This window comes from Aeromonas genomosp. paramedia, from assembly GCF_023093515.1.
GTDB lineage: Bacteria > Pseudomonadota > Gammaproteobacteria > Enterobacterales > Aeromonadaceae > Aeromonas.
In genome coordinates this window covers 1-353 of record NZ_JAAROG010000051.1, presented here as the reverse complement: position 1 = coordinate 353, position 353 = coordinate 1, and the positions used below count along the sequence as shown (strand labels likewise).

Here is a 353-nt window from a genome sequence, read left to right as displayed (position 1 = left end):
GGTCAGACCCTGACCGGGGATCTCGATATCACCGCCGGCACCGATCCTCTGGTTAATATCAGCTTCGATGCCAGCCAACCGGGCCTGCTGGGGCTCACCAGCGGCGGCCAACCCGTTGTCATCAGCATCAACGGCAACAGCATCAGCGGCAGCGTCAACGGCCAGAATGTGTTTACCCTGACGCTGGATCAGAAAGGTCACTACGTCTTCACCCTGAACCAGCCGCTGGATCAGGGCAGTGCGGACAGCCTGCTGAAGGCGGGCTTTACCCTCACGGACAGCGATGGGGATACCGTGTCCTCTTCCCTGAGCGTCACCATCGGCGACGGCGCCAACCCGGTGATCAGCGCCGT

Annotated in this window: 1 protein-coding gene; it reads left to right on the top strand. The window is 62.0% G+C overall.

The features are described 5' to 3' along the window. Positions 1-353: DUF5801 repeats-in-toxin domain-containing protein (locus HB860_RS21995; RefSeq protein ID WP_247627958.1), on the top strand; the 353-nt coding region annotated here is incomplete at both ends.